12 protein-coding genes are annotated in these 13,835 nt (G+C 66.2%); 10 read left to right on the forward strand and 2 right to left on the reverse strand.

Annotated features, from left to right (window positions below):
• Positions 1 to 32: 32 nt before the first annotated feature.
• Complete coding sequence (locus tag NFG58_RS17510) at positions 33 to 737, forward strand: DUF481 domain-containing protein (protein ID WP_231498599.1); 705 nt, start codon at positions 33 to 35, stop codon at positions 735 to 737.
• 376 nt (positions 738 to 1,113) lie between these two features.
• Here NFG58_RS17510 and NFG58_RS17515 read toward each other — a convergent pair whose 3' ends face one another.
• Positions 1,114 to 2,385, reverse strand: coding sequence for a malic enzyme-like NAD(P)-binding protein (locus tag NFG58_RS17515; protein ID WP_222516052.1), 1,272 nt, complete (start codon positions 2,383 to 2,385; stop codon positions 1,114 to 1,116).
• Positions 2,386 to 2,887: 502 nt separating this feature from the next.
• On the reverse strand, positions 2,888 to 3,100 hold the full coding sequence (gene rpmE, locus NFG58_RS17520; protein ID WP_045991147.1) for a 50S ribosomal protein L31: 213 nt from the start codon (positions 3,098 to 3,100) through the stop codon (positions 2,888 to 2,890).
• 169 nt (positions 3,101 to 3,269) lie between these two features.
• On the opposite strand from rpmE, the gene NFG58_RS17525 reads away from it, so the two are divergent.
• The 9 genes from NFG58_RS17525 to ubiB all read left to right on the forward strand — a co-directional run bounded on the left by NFG58_RS17525 (position 3,270) and on the right by ubiB (position 13,825).
• Positions 3,270 to 5,495, forward strand: coding sequence for a primosomal protein N' (locus NFG58_RS17525; RefSeq protein ID WP_348827069.1), 2,226 nt, complete (start codon positions 3,270 to 3,272; stop codon positions 5,493 to 5,495).
• Between the two features lie 139 nt (positions 5,496 to 5,634).
• The gene (gene argS / locus NFG58_RS17530; protein ID WP_045991149.1) at positions 5,635 to 7,320 is read left to right on the forward strand and encodes an arginine--tRNA ligase; all 1,686 of its coding nucleotides are present in this window, start codon (positions 5,635 to 5,637) and stop codon (positions 7,318 to 7,320) included.
• Positions 7,321 to 7,323: 3 nt separating this feature from the next.
• A complete protein-coding gene (locus NFG58_RS17535) occupies positions 7,324 to 8,058 on the forward strand; it encodes an SPOR domain-containing protein (protein ID WP_348827070.1) in 735 nt (244 codons plus the stop codon).
• 273 nt (positions 8,059 to 8,331) lie between these two features.
• Positions 8,332 to 8,850: an ATP-dependent protease subunit HslV gene (gene hslV / locus NFG58_RS17540; RefSeq protein ID WP_045991151.1), complete on the forward strand. Its 519-nt coding sequence runs from the start codon at positions 8,332 to 8,334 to the stop codon at positions 8,848 to 8,850.
• A 2-nt stretch (positions 8,851 to 8,852) separates the two neighbouring features.
• Complete coding sequence (gene hslU / locus NFG58_RS17545) at positions 8,853 to 10,175, forward strand: ATP-dependent protease ATPase subunit HslU (RefSeq protein WP_306169151.1); 1,323 nt, start codon at positions 8,853 to 8,855, stop codon at positions 10,173 to 10,175.
• A gap of 123 nt (positions 10,176 to 10,298) precedes the next feature.
• The gene (locus NFG58_RS17550; protein ID WP_108132301.1) at positions 10,299 to 10,682 is read left to right on the forward strand and encodes a gamma-butyrobetaine hydroxylase-like domain-containing protein; all 384 of its coding nucleotides are present in this window, start codon (positions 10,299 to 10,301) and stop codon (positions 10,680 to 10,682) included.
• Positions 10,683 to 10,810: 128 nt separating this feature from the next.
• Positions 10,811 to 11,557: a bifunctional demethylmenaquinone methyltransferase/2-methoxy-6-polyprenyl-1,4-benzoquinol methylase UbiE gene (gene ubiE, locus NFG58_RS17555; RefSeq protein WP_222516055.1), complete on the forward strand. Its 747-nt coding sequence runs from the start codon at positions 10,811 to 10,813 to the stop codon at positions 11,555 to 11,557.
• A gap of 7 nt (positions 11,558 to 11,564) precedes the next feature.
• Positions 11,565 to 12,206 carry an SCP2 sterol-binding domain-containing protein gene (locus tag NFG58_RS17560; protein ID WP_045991278.1) on the forward strand — a complete coding sequence of 214 codons (642 nt, stop codon included), beginning with the start codon at positions 11,565 to 11,567 and terminating at the stop codon, positions 12,204 to 12,206.
• A complete protein-coding gene (ubiB, locus tag NFG58_RS17565; protein ID WP_045991155.1) occupies positions 12,203 to 13,825 on the forward strand; it encodes a ubiquinone biosynthesis regulatory protein kinase UbiB in 1,623 nt (540 codons plus the stop codon). Before NFG58_RS17560 ends, ubiB begins: the two co-directional genes overlap by 4 nt.
• Positions 13,826 to 13,835 lie beyond the last annotated feature (10 nt).

Below are 13,835 nucleotides of genomic sequence, written 5' to 3' on the forward strand. Positions count from 1 at the left end.
CCGCGACGGCACTATGCATTTTCGGGCTTTTTGTGCCGATAAAAGCCGCGCTGGCGGACGCCTTCTACGCCCCGATCCCCGTCCATGACGACTCGCCGGACTTTCTCGGCCATGTCGAGTTCGGCTACACCCATCTGTCGGGCAACTCCAACAGCGAGACCTTTCTCGGCAAGGCTCAGCTCACCTGGCTGCAGGGGGCCTGGCTGTCACGCCTGCGCGGCGAGGCCCGCCACGCCAGCGAGGACAGCGAGACCAGTGCGGAGCAGTATCTGGTGTCCTTTCGCCAACGCCGCGAACTGGTCGGCCCGCACTATCTGTTCGGCTTCGGCCGCTGGGAGAAGGATCGCTTCAGCGGCTACGACCACCAGTTCACCGCCATCACCGGCTACGGCCGCCAGCTGATCGACGACGATCGCGCCCACCTGGCGCTGGAGGCAGGCCCCGGCTATCGTGCCGACATCCTGCCCGGCGAGAACGACCAGCGTCTGGCGGTGGCCTACGGCGCCCTGGAGGCCGGCTATGCGCTGAGCGATAGCGCCACCCTCGAACAGGAACTGTCGCTGGAGACCACCCGCAAGAACTCGACGGTGCGCTCCTATACCGCCCTGGATACCCGCATCAACGCCCATATGTCGCTGCGCCTGTCCCACGAGATCAAGCACAACTCGGATCCCCCCGAGGACGCCGAGGCCAAGACCGACCGCATCACCTCGGCCTCGCTGCGCTACGAGTTCTAAAGCAGCGTCCATTCCCCGATGGCCTCGCTGCGATACGAGTTCTCAAGCAGCTCTCATCCCTTGGGATCCCCCCGAGGATGCCGAGGCCAAGACCGACCGCATCACCTCGGCCTCGCTACGCTACGAGTTCTAGGGCAGCCCTCGATCAAGAACAGACCGGCTCCTGCACCACGAGTTCTCAAGCAGCTCTCATCCCTTGAGGACGCCGAGGCCAAGACCGACCGCATCACCTCGGCCTCGCTACGCTACGAGTTCTAGCGACCAGGACCGATCGGATTACGGCCACCAGACGCGACAAGGCCCTCCACTGGAGGGCCTTGTCGTTACTGTCGAGACGCCTGGATCCTATCGGCATCTGGATCTAGCGGCGCCTGGCTCAGCCGCCGTAGACGTCGTCGATGGTCTTGAGCGGATAGTGCGACGGGTAGGGCTTTCTGGCCACGCCGGAGTCCACCGCCGCCTGGGCCACCGCCGAGGTCACCCGCTCCAGCAGACGCACGTCCACCGGGGTCGGAATGATGTACTCACGGCCGAAGCTCATGGCGTCCTTCTCGTAGGCTTCCAGCACCGCCTGGGGCACCGGCTCCCGCGCCAGGTCCTTGAGCGCATGGACGGCGGCGACCTTCATCTCTTCGTTGATGCGGGTGGCGCGCACGTCCAGGGCACCGCGGAAGATAAAGGGAAAACCGAGCACGTTGTTGACCTGGTTCGGATAGTCCGAACGTCCGGTGGCCATGATCACGTCCGGGCGGGTCTCCCGCGCCAGGTCGGGATGGATCTCCGGATCCGGATTGGTGCAGGCGAAGACGATCGGGTCCTTGGCCATCTTGCCAATATGATCGGCGGTCATCAGGCCAGGGCCGGACAGACCGATGAACACATCGGCACCATCGATGGCGTCATCCAGGGTGCGCTTGTCGGTGTCCACCGCAAACATCGCCTTGTACTGGTTGAGGTCCTCACGACCTGTATGGATAACGCCCTTGCGATCGAGCATCACCAGGTTCTCGGGGCGAGCACCACAGGCCACCAGCAGCTTCATGCAGGCGATCGCCGCGGCGCCGGCGCCCATGCACACGATACGCGCCTGGTCGAGGGACTTGCCGGCAATTTCCAGCGCATTGAGCATACCCGCCGCCGTGACGATGGCGGTGCCATGCTGATCATCGTGAAACACCGGGATCTTGCAGCGCTCGACCAGCGCCTGCTCGATCTCGAAACACTCCGGTGCCTTGATGTCCTCGAGGTTGATGCCGCCCCAGCTGTCGGCAATCCGCGCCACGGTATCGATGAATGCCTGGGGACTCTCGGCGTCGACCTCGATATCCACAGAGTTGATGCCGGCGAAGCACTTGAACAGCACACCCTTGCCTTCCATCACCGGCTTGCTCGCCAGCGGCCCCAGGTTACCGAGGCCAAGGATGGCGGTGCCGTCGGAGATCACCGCCACGGTGTTGCCCTTGCCGGTATAGCGATAGGCGTTTTCCGGGTCCCGCGCGATCTCTCGCACCGGCTCCGCCACGCCGGGACTGTAGGCCAGCGCCAGGTCCTTGGCCGTGGCGGTCGGCTTGGTCAGTTCGACCGACAGCTTTCCGGGAATGGGGAGGGCGTGATAGTCCAGCGCAGCCTGCTTCTTTGCGTCCGTCATGCTTGGTGTCCGGATGTCCTTGTGGAACGGTGGCAACACAATATAGAAAAATATTCCATTTCTCAACATGATTGAGAAAAGCGTCAGTTATACGCCCGTTTCAGGATTTTCGCTGACAATGTCGACAACTTTTGCTGCATTGCACCAACCCTTGTCATGAAGAAAGATGCAAGGAAGGTGAGCGCAGAGATGGGCCAAGGGTGACGCTGGAAGCTCACCGCTCGGGCAAGCGTGAGTTCGCCCAGTGACAACGATGAGGCCCGACCATCGCCTCCCTTTGCTGCTTGAAGCCTAGTCGCCCGCCGCGCGTTGCGCATTGATGCAACGCAATAACGGGAACGCTCACGCGGTCGCGGGCCCTGCCCTTTGCCCCCTGTCCTTTCCCCACGTTCCTCTGCGCAACCCCAGACGCAACGAACCCGCCATGAAGGCGGGTTCGAAGGGGACATTGCCCGAGCATCGTCGACCAGCGTTTCTCGCTGGCGCGTTCAGCTCCGTACGATCAACGCTTGAGCGCGGCACCGAAACGCTTGTTGAAGCGCTCGACGCGACCACCGGTGGTGGCCTGCTTCTGCTTGCCGGTGTAGAACGGGTGGCACTGAGAGCAGACGTCCAGGCTCAGGTCGTGGCCAGCGGTGGAACCGACCTCGAAGGTGGCGCCGCAGGAACAGGTCGCATTGACCGTCTTGTAATCCGGGTGGATACCTTGTTTCATCGTGAACCTCACTTTTCGGTATGCCGCCACCTGATCCATTGCCAGGCACCGCATACGGGTAATGGCACGGGCACTCGTTGGTGCGTCGTCAAGCCCCTGTGCCGGCCGGTGATCCGCTCCCATCAAGGAAGCGGCGGAGTATTCTAGCAGACTTCATTGTGGAGGCCAATTGGCTGACTCTCCTGCCCCGCGCGTGCTGCGGATCGCCATTCCATCCCCCCTTCGCCGCCTGTTCGACTACCTCCCCCAGGGGGTGCCCCCGCAAGGGGGCTGGTCGCCGGGACTGCGCGTGCGCGTCGAGTTCGGCCGCCGCCAGGTGGTGGGCGTCATCGTCGACTGTCGTGACGACAGCGACCTGCCGCTGGCCAAGCTGAAGCCGATCCAGGCCTGTCTGGACAAGGCGCCGCTGCCAGGCGATTGGCTGTGGTTATGTCGATTCACCTCGCGCTACTACCAGCACGCCCTCGGCGACACCCTGGCCCATGCCATGCCGGTGTTGCTGCGTCAGGGACGCCCGCTGGAGGCGCGGGTACGCGAACGCTGGCAGGTCGCCTTGAACGGCGATCCTGCCCGCCTGGGCCGGGCTCCGCGCCAGGCCGAACTGCTGGAGATGCTGCGCCAGCATCCCCAGGGCCTCACCACCCAGGTGATCCAGGCGCAATCCTTCACCCGCGACCAGCTCAAGGCGCTGGAAGCCAAGGGGCTGGTGAGCTGCCATGAGGAAACCCTCACCGGCCCCACCCCCGACGACGGCCAGGGCCTGCTGGCGAGCCCGGCGCTGGCCCTGAACGACGAGCAGGCCAAGGCGCTGAACCAGCTCCACCAGGGGCTCGATCGCTTTCACCCTTGCCTGCTGCACGGGGTGACCGGCAGCGGCAAGACCGAGGTCTACCTGCAGTTGATCGAGGCGGTGGTGGCCAAGAAGCGCCAGGCGCTGGTGCTGATTCCCGAAATCGGCCTGACTCCGCAGACCCTGGGGCGCTTTCGCCAGCGCTTCCGGGTCCCGGTGGTGGCGCTGCACTCGGGGCTGACCGACCACGAGCGCCTGGACGCCTGGGAGGCGGCGGCCAGCGGGAGGGCGCCGATTATCATCGGTACCCGCTCGGCCATCTTCACCCCGCTGGCACGTCCAGGCCTGATCATCGTCGACGAAGAACACGACGGTTCGTTCAAGCAGCAGGACGGGCTACGCTACCACGCCCGCGACCTGGCGGTGGTGCGCGCCAAGCGCCATGGCATTCCGCTGCTGCTGGGGAGCGCCACGCCATCGCTGGAGAGCCTGCACCGCGCGCGCACCGGTGACTACGCTCACCTGCGGCTGACCCGGCGGGCCACTCGCCATGCTCCCGCTCGACTGGAGCTGGTCGACCTCAAGGGGCGCCCTCGACGCGGCGGCCTGATTCCGCCGGTCATCGACGCCATCAAGGCAACGCTGGATGCCGGCCATCAGGTGCTGGTGTTCATCAATCGCCGCGGTTTCGCCCCCACGCTGGCTTGTCACGCCTGCGGCTGGATGGCCGAGTGCGACCACTGTGACGCACGCATGACCTGGCACCGCCAGCCGCCGATGCTGGCCTGCCACCACTGCGATCGCCGCCGGGTCATTCCCGACGCCTGCCCGGACTGCGGCAGCGCCGACCTGCGTCCGCTGGGTAGCGGCACCGAGCGTACGGAGGAGAGCCTGGCCGAAACCTTTGCCGAGACCCCGGTCCACCGCATCGACCGCGACAGCACCCGGGCCAAGGACGCGCTCGAGAAGATGCTCACCGAGGTCCGGCGTGGCGAACCAGCGATCCTGGTCGGGACCCAGATGCTGGCCAAGGGCCACCATCTGCCCCACGTCACCCTGGTCGTGGTGGTCAACGCCGACGCTGGCCTCTACGCCAGCGACTTTCGCGCGCTGGAGCACTCGGCCCAGTTGCTTGAGCAGGTGGCCGGGCGCGCCGGCCGCGCCGCCCACCCTGGCCGAGTGCTGGTGCAGACCATGCACCCGGACGACCCTAGCCTGCGTCTATTGGCCGAGCGCGGCTACGACGCCCTGGCCGAGTCGCTGCTGGAAGAACGCCGCATCGCCGCCCTGCCGCCACTGCGCTTCATGGCCCTGGTCCGCCTGGAAGGCCCCCGGGAAGACGCCCTGACGGCACTCGCCCGGGAGATCGCCGGCGAATTGCGCGAGCAGGTACGTAGCCTGGCTCTGGATCTCGACTGCCTCGGCCCGGTACCTGCCCCCATGGAGCGCCGTCAGAACCGCTACCACCTGCAGATCGCGCTGATGGCGGAGCGACGCAGTCAGCTGCACCCCGCGCTCGAATGGCTAGCCCACCGTCTGGAAGCCTGGCCCGAGGCGCGGCGTATCCGCTGGTCCATTGACGTCGATCCGCAGACCCTGAGCTGAGGTCCGATACGCTGAGCTTTGCCGCCCCGGCCTTTAAAGGCCAGGCGCAATCATCGATAATACGCGGTCTGCCCGCCGACAGGTGCTCCCGCCAGGATTCGCCACGCTCGGCCACCGTGCCACAGGACATAGACGCCTCATGAAAGACACCATCGTTGCGCTGCTGGATGCCGCTCTTGCCGAGCTCAAGCAGCAGGAAGTCGTTCCCCAGGAGCTTTCCCCGGCCTACAAGGTCGACCCGACCAAGGACAAGGCCCACGGCGACTACGCCACCAACCTCGCCCTGATGCTGGCCAAGCCGGCCAAGGCCGCACCGCGCCAGGTGGCGGAAAAACTGGTCGCGGCCCTGCCCGAAAGCGCCGCCGTGTCCAAGGTCGAGATCGCCGGCCCCGGCTTCATCAACTTCTTCGCCGCCACCGACGCCGCGGCCCAGGTGGTGCGCCAGGTGCTGGACGCCGGCGACGCCTTCGGCCGTAGCCTGGCCGGCGCTGGCGAAAAGGTGCAGGTGGAGTTCGTTTCCGCCAACCCCACCGGCCCCCTTCATGTCGGCCACGGCCGAGGCGCCGCGGTGGGCGACTGCCTGTGTCGCCTGCTCGAGGCCACCGGCTACGACGTCACCCGCGAGTTCTACTACAACGACGCCGGCGCCCAGATCACCAATCTGGCGCTGTCGGTGCAGGCCCGCGCCAAGGGGCTGGGCCCGGACAGCGACGGCTGGCCGGAGGACGGCTACCGCGGCGGCTACATCGAGGACGTGGCCAAGGCCTACCTGGCCGGCGAGACCATCCACGCCGACGACCGCCACGTCACCGCCAAGGGTGACCCGGAGGATCTCGACGCCATCCGCGAGTTCGCCGTGGCCTACCTGCGTCGCGAACAGGACCTGGACCTGCGCGCCTTCGGCGTCGGCTTCGATGTCTACTTCCTCGAGTCCTCGCTGTACCAGCAGGGCAAGGTCGAGGAGACCGCCCGTCGCCTGACCGATAACGGCCACACCTACGAGCAGGACGGCGCCCTGTGGCTGCGCACCACCGACTTCGGCGACGACAAGGATCGGGTGATGCGCAAGAGCGAAGGCGGCTACACCTACTTCCTGCCCGACGTGGCCTACCACCTGGACAAGTGGCAGCGCGGCTTCACCAGCGTGATCAACGAGCAGGGTGCCGACCACCACTCCACCGTGACCCGGGTACGCGCCGGTCTCCAGGCGCTGGATGTCGGTATCCCCCAGGGCTGGCCGGACTATGTGCTGCACCAGATGGTGCTGGTCACCCGTTCCGGGGTCGAGGTCAAGCTGTCCAAGCGGGCCGGCAGCTACGTTACCCTGCGCGACCTGATCGACGAGGTCGGCCGCGACGCCACCCGTTTCTTCCTCGCCGCCCGTCGCGCTGACTCGCAGCTGACCTTCGACATCGATCTGGCGCGCTCGCAGTCCAATGACAACCCGGTGTACTACGTCCAGTACGCCCACGCCCGGGTGTGCAGCGTGCTGCGCAAGGCCGAGAGCGAAGGCCTGGCCTTCGACCACGCCACCGCCATGGCCAACCTGGGCCTGCTCGAGGCAGACCAGGAAAAGGCCCTGCTCAATCGCCTGGCGCGCTATCCCGAGGTGGTCGAGCACGCCGCCAAGGCCCGCGAGCCGCAGCAGATCGCCCAATATTTGCAGGATCTGGCAGCCGACTTCCATAGCTGCTACAACGCCTGCAAAGTCATGGTCGACGACGACGCCCTGCGCAATGCGCGCCTGGCGCTGGGCCTGGCCGCGCGTCAGGTGCTGCGTAATGGACTCGACCTGATGGGCGTCGGTGCACCGGAGGAGATGTAAGCCATGGCCACTCGCAAGGCGCCCCCGCGCAAGCGCGGAGCAACCACCAGCCAGAAGCGCAGGCAAGCACCCAAGCAGGCCCGCGGAGGTATCCCCGGCTGGCTGTGGGCCGCCGTCGGCGTGGTCGCAGGCTTCCTGCTGGCCCACCACCAGAACGGTACCGCTCCCTGGCAGGATCCCCGTTCACCGGTGGCGGCGGTACTGCCCAAGCCCTCCAGCGGCGAGCAGCAGGGCAGCAATGCGAGTGGCAGTGCACAAGGCGGACAGGCCAGCGAAAGCGAGCCGCCGATGCCGACGTTCGAGTTCTATACCCTGCTGCCGGAGTCCGAAGTCATCGCCTCCGACGAGGAGATGCCGGCGTCCACCGCCAAGCGCCCCGAGGCGGCCCAGCCGAGCGAGGACGAGATCTCCGCGGACGACCCCATCGCCGCGGTGATCGCCGCCAACTCCCGCGAAGAGGAAGCGTCGTCCATGCCATCCGAGACACCGCGCAGCGCCGAGCGTCGCTACATGCTGCAGGCGGCCTCCTTCCGCGAGGTCAACGATGCCCGACAGCTCGCCGGGCGACTCAAGGACTTCGGCCTGCTGGCCAAGATCAGCGAGGTCGAAGCCACCGGCGGCGCCACCTGGCATCGCGTGCAGGTCGGCCCCTACAGCGATCGCAATGAACTGTCGCGGGCCCAGGATCTGATGAGCACTCAAGGCATAGAGCCGCTGCTGATCCAGCTGCAGAACTGACGTCGGCACACCTCCTCCTACTGAAGCTACGCCCACCAGGCCCAGAACGTCACGTCTGGGCCTGGTGCGTGCTGGCCACCGCTCAAGCACCCATCGTGGCGGTGTCTCTCTTCCTCTGTTGCACCGTCTTCTTGGCGCAGCGAGCCGCATTCCCGAGTCGCCCGCGCTTGAAATCCTTGCGACCTGCCCGCACCTACCAGCCTATCGCTTATGCAGAGGGCTCTGCCCCTCGACAGTCACCGGAGGCCTCGGCTTCCCCAAGGAGAATTCTCCATGACCACGATCGTTTCCGTTCGCCGCGGCGACCAGGTGGCATTGGCCGGCGATGGCCAGGTGTCACTGGGCAACACGGTGATGAAGGGCAACGCCAGCAAGGTGCGTCGCCTCTATCACGGCCAGGTGCTGGCCGGTTTTGCCGGCGGCACCGCCGACGCCTTCACCCTGTTCGAACGCTTCGAGGCCCAGCTGGAGAAGTACCAGGGCAACCTGGTCAAGGCCGCGGTGGAGCTGGCCAAGGACTGGCGCACCGATCGCGCCCTGCGCCGCCTCGAGGCGCTGCTGGCGGTGGCCGACAAGAAGGCCTCGCTGATCATCACCGGCAACGGTGACGTGGTGGAACCCGAGCGTGGCATCATCGCCATCGGCTCCGGCGGCAACTACGCCCTGTCCGCCGCCCGCGCGCTGCTCGAGAACACGGAACTGTCGCCCCGCGAGATCACCGAGAAGTCGCTGGAGATCGCCGGTGACATCTGCGTGTTCACCAACCATCACGTGACCCTGGAAGAGCTTTGATCATGACCCAGATGACGCCCCGCGAAATCGTCCACGCGCTGGATCAGTACATCGTCGGTCAACAGGATGCCAAGCGCTCCGTGGCCATCGCCCTGCGTAACCGCTGGCGCCGCATGCAGCTCGACGGCGAGCTGCGCCAGGAGGTCACCCCCAAGAACATTCTGATGATCGGCCCCACCGGCGTCGGCAAGACCGAAATCGCCCGGCGCCTGGCCAAGCTGGCCAAGGCTCCCTTCATCAAGGTCGAGGCGACCAAGTTCACCGAGGTGGGCTACGTCGGCCGTGACGTCGAGTCGATCATCCGTGACCTGACCGAGGCAGCGATCAAGCTGGTACGCGAGCAGGCCAAGGAAGAGGTCGGCCACCGCGCCGAGGATGCCGCCGAGGATCGCATCCTCGACGCCCTGCTGCCGCCGCCCCGTGGCCAGGAAAACGAGCCGCGCGAGGACTCCTCGACGCGCCAGATGTTCAGGAAGAAGCTGCGTGAAGGCCAGCTCGACGACAAGGAGATCGAGATCCAGGTGTCGCCCCAGGCGCCCAACCTCGAGTTCCAGACACCGCCGGGCATGGAAGAGATGACCAGCCAGCTACAGAACCTGTTCTCCGGCATGGGCAAGGGCAAGACCGAGACCCGCAAGGTCACGGTCAAGGAGGCCTTCACCATCCTTCGCGACGAGGAGGCCGGCAAGCTGGTCAACGAGGACGAAATCAAGTCCCGCGCGGTGGAGGCGGTGGAGCAGAACGGCATCGTCTTCCTCGACGAGATCGACAAGGTCGCCAAGGGCAGCGGTCAGTCCAGCGGCGGTGAGGTCTCCCGTGAGGGCGTCCAGCGCGACCTGCTGCCGCTGATCGAAGGCTCCACGGTGTCGACCAAGTACGGCATGGTGAAGACCGACCACATCCTGTTCATCGCCTCCGGCGCCTTCCACCTGTCGCGTCCCTCGGATCTGATCCCCGAGCTGCAGGGCCGTCTGCCGATCCGTGTCGAGCTGTCGGCGCTGACGCCGGACGACTTCAAGCGCATCCTGACCGAGCCGTCCGCCGCCCTGACCCGTCAGTACGAGGCGCTGCTGGCCACCGACGGCCTCGAGGTGCGCTTCACCGATGACGGCATCGAGCGCATCGCCGAGATCGCCTTTAACGTCAATGAAGGCACCGAGAACATCGGCGCCCGTCGCCTGCACACGGTAATGGAGCGGCTGCTCGAGGAGGCCTCGTTCAAGGGCTCGGATCTCGGCAACCCGCTGGTCATCGACCGTGCCTACGTCGATTCTCAGCTCGGCGAACTGGCCATGGACGAGGATCTGAGCCGGTATATCCTGTAACCACCGGCCAAGCACCCTCGATGACCGGGCCGCCGCGCACTGCGCCGCGGCCCGGTCGTGCTTTCGATGCCGCCAACGTTGACGTCCGGGCACGCCCACCGTGCTGAAACAGAGAGGATCGCCATGAGCGCCCCCACTCCGACCCTGGTGCACTACCACAGAAAGGCCCGCGAGCTCGAGATCGGCTACGCCGACGGCTCCCGCCACCGCCTGTCGGTGGAGTACCTGCGGGTGTTTTCTCCCTCCGCCGAGGTCCGTGGCCACGGCGGCGACACCGCCACCCTTCAGGTCGGCAAGAAGGACGTGGGCCTTGCCGACATCACCCAGGCGGGCCGCTACGCCCTCAAGCTGCACTTCGACGATGGCCACGACAGCGGCCTTTACAGCTGGGACTATCTGGACTGGCTGATCCGCGAGCGCGAGGCCAACTGGGCCGACTATCTCCAGCGTCTGGACGAGGCCGGCGCCAGTCGCGAGCCGCTGGGTATCGAGATCCGTCAGCTGTAGCGATCGACACCGGTGTAGCGACAAGCCGGGTGACGGTCAAAGACAAGCCACCTCGGCAAGGCTACAATGGCCGCTGCCAAAGAGCCCCCATCGGCTCTTCTCGCCATCGCTCACGACTCGGGAGTCCCATGGATAAGCGCACCACCCACTTCGGTTTTCAGGACGTGCCGGTCGAGGAAAAGGCCTCACGTGTCGCCGATGTCTTCCACAGCGTGGCGGCTCGCTACGACGTGATGAACGACCTGATGTCCTTCGGTATCCATCGGCTGTGGAAGCGCCTGACCATCGAACGTTCCGGCGTCCGGCCTGGTCATAGCGTACTCGACATCGCCGGCGGTACCGGCGACCTGGCGCTGAAGTTCTCGCGCATGGTGGGACCGCGCGGCAAGGTGGTGCTGGCCGACATCAACGCCTCCATGCTTGGGGTGGGACGCGACAAGCTGATCGACCGTGGTGTCGGTGGCAACGTCGAGTACGTCCAGGCCAATGCCGAATGCCTGCCATTTCCCGACAATACCTTCGACTGCATCACCATCGCCTTCGGTCTGCGCAACGTCACCGACAAGGACGCCGCCCTGGCCTCCATGGCGCGCATCCTCAAGCCCGGCGGCCGCCTGCTGGTGCTGGAATTCTCCAAGCCCGACAATCCGCTGTTGACCCGCGCCTACGACGAGTACTCCTTCCGTCTGCTGCCGAAGATGGGCGAAATGGTGGCCGGCGACGCCGACAGCTATCGCTATCTGGCCGAGTCGATCCGCATGCACCCGGATCAGGAAACGCTCAAGGGCATGATGGAAACCGCCGGACTCGAGCGCGTCGAATACACCAATCTCACCGGCGGCATCGTCGCGCTGCATCGCGGCATCAAGCTTTGAGGACATGATGGCCTTGACCCCGACCCTGCTGCTGGCCGGCATCGAGAAGACCGTCAACGCCCTGCTCGCACGCGACCCTGCCTCGCCTTCTCGGCTGCGCTCGCTGGCGGGCCAGCGGGTGCTGATGTGCCTGGAGTCCCCGCGTGTCCAGCTGGCGCTGTGCTATCACCCCCAGGGGGTTGACCTGCTGCTGGTGGACGAGGTCGATGAAGGCGCCTGGGACGCCATCGTCGAGCTGGACAGCGACACCCTGGGCCGGCTGGCCGGCGGCGCCGACATGGAACGGCTGATGTTCGAGGGCCGTCTGGCGGTGCGCGGCAAGATCCACCTGCTCGAGGCGACCCGCGACCTGCTGCTGGATCTCGACCTGGACTGGGAGGCTGAGCTTGCCCGCTATCTCGGCGACCTGCCGGCTCACCAGCTCGCCGAAGGCCTGCGCGGCCTGTCCCGCTGGGGCCTGCGCACCCACCGTGAGCTGTGCGCCGACGTCTCCGAGTACGTCTTCGAGGAAGCCCGCTGGCTGCCCGGCCGCCATCAGCTCGAGGCCATGCGCGAGGCGCTGACCGAACTGGAGCTGGCCACCGACCGTACCGAGGCACGTCTCAAGCGCCTGACCCGTCGCCTGGCCCGGGAGAACGACGTCTCATGATCCTCCGCCCGCTGCGCATCATCTGGGTCGTCACCCGCTACCGTCTCGACACCCTGCTGCCGCTGGAAAAGCTGCCCTGGTGGCTGCGCCTGATATTCACCTGGTCGCCGCTCAAGCTGATTCCCGTCGGCGAGCGCTCCCGCGGCGAACGCCTGCGTCTGGCGCTGGAGTCACTGGGGCCGATCTTCGTCAAGTTCGGCCAGATGCTGTCGACCCGTCGCGACCTGTTCCCCGACGATATCGCCAATGAACTCAAGCGGCTGCAGGATCAGGTACCGCCCTTCCCCGGCGAGCAGGCCGAGGCACTGATCGAGGAGTCCTTGGGCGAGCCGCTCGAGGTACTGTTCGCCGAATTTTCCCGTGAGCCGCTGGCCTCGGCCTCGATCGCCCAGGTCCACACCGCCAGGCTGCCCGACGGCCAGGACGTGGTGGTCAAGGTGATTCGCCCAGGCATCGAGCGGGTCATGCGCCAGGACATGGCGCTGATGTACCTGGTGGCGCGAGCGCTGAACAAGGTGCCGGAAGCGCGCCGGCTGCACCCGGTGGAAGTGGTCCGCGACTACGAGACCACCCTGTTCGACGAGCTCGACCTGACCAAGGAAGCGGCCAACACCTCCCAGCTCAAGCGCAACTTCGACAAGTCGCCACTGTTGTATGTGCCGTCGATCCACTGGCCGCTGACCCGCCACAAGGTGATGGTCCAGGAACGCATCCACGGCGTGCCGGTGGCCGACATCGAGGCACTCAAGGCCCAGGGCACCGACCTGAAGCGCCTGGCCGAGCGCGGCGTGGAGATCTTCTTCACCCAGGTGTTCCGCGACAACTTCTTCCACGCCGACATGCACCCGGGCAACATCTTCGTCTCCCGCCAGGCGCCGTCCGACCCCCAGTACATCGCCATCGACTGCGGCATCGTCGGCAGCCTTACCCGGGAAGACCAGGACTACCTGGCGCGCAACCTGCTGGCCTTCTTCCACCAGGACTACTACGAGGTCGCGGCGCTGCACATCGAGTCCGGCTGGGTGGCCGAAGATACCCGCGCCAACGAGTTCGCGGCGGCGGTACGCACGGTGTGCGAGCCGATCCTCGAGAAACCGCTCAAGGACATCTCGTTCGGCCAGGTGCTGCTGGGCCTGTTCCAGACCGCGAGGCGTTTCAATATGGAGGTCCAGCCCCAGCTGGTGTTGCTGCAGAAGACCCTGCTCAATATCGAGGGGCTGGGCCGTCAGCTCTACCCGGACCTGGACCTGTGGGCCACCGCCAAGCCCTACCTGGAGCGCTGGATGAAGGAGCGCGCCGGCGCCCAGGGCCTGTGGGAGTCGTTCAAGCGGCAGGCGCCGGAGCTGACCCGACAGCTACCGGAATTGCCGGTGCTGGCCCACCAGGCGCTGTCCCAGACCGAGAAGCGATCGCGCCAGATCACCCAGCAGGGCGAGGTCATGACCCACATTCTCGGCCAGCTGACCCGCCAGGCCAGGCGCATACGCCGGACCCGACTGGGGCTCGCCCTGGCCGCGGTGGCGCTGGCCTGGCAACCGCTGTCCGGCTGGTTGACCGATCAGCCCTGGCCGGTTCTGGTCGCTGCGGGCATCGGCACACTGCTGGTGATCTGGAACTGATCTTTTAATG

This window comes from Halomonas sp. RT37, assembly GCF_040070525.1.
Lineage (GTDB): Bacteria > Pseudomonadota > Gammaproteobacteria > Pseudomonadales > Halomonadaceae > Halomonas > Halomonas litopenaei.